Origin of the sequence: Mediterraneibacter sp. 210702-DFI.5.30, assembly GCF_020560115.1 — a bacterium.
GTDB lineage: Bacteria > Bacillota > Clostridia > Lachnospirales > Lachnospiraceae > Mediterraneibacter > Mediterraneibacter faecis.
The window spans coordinates 1-240 of sequence record NZ_JAJCME010000161.1; the positions used below are offsets into that span (position 1 = coordinate 1).

At 48.8% G+C, this 240-nt stretch carries 1 protein-coding gene; it reads left to right on the forward strand.

The features are described from left to right. Window positions 1-240: hypothetical protein (locus tag LI126_RS15095; protein WP_227165729.1), on the forward strand; the 240-nt coding region annotated here is incomplete at both ends.

Genomic DNA, 240 nt, shown 5'->3' on the forward strand with positions numbered 1-240 from the left:
GCCTGATTCAGAATCTGATTTCAGCGACTGATCTGCATGCCAGCGATCTGATCAGTCAAACCCGCTATTTTCAAGAATTGCGGCAAACCCAGCAAAAAAGTGCGGCTCAGCACCTGTTTAACGCGCATGAAGCCAGCTTTCGCCATAATCCCTATGATGAAGAGCAGCGTGAACTCAGTGCCATTGCAGCGGGCAACGAAGAACAGCTGAAAAAGGCATTAAATGAAAGCTTCACCGGCT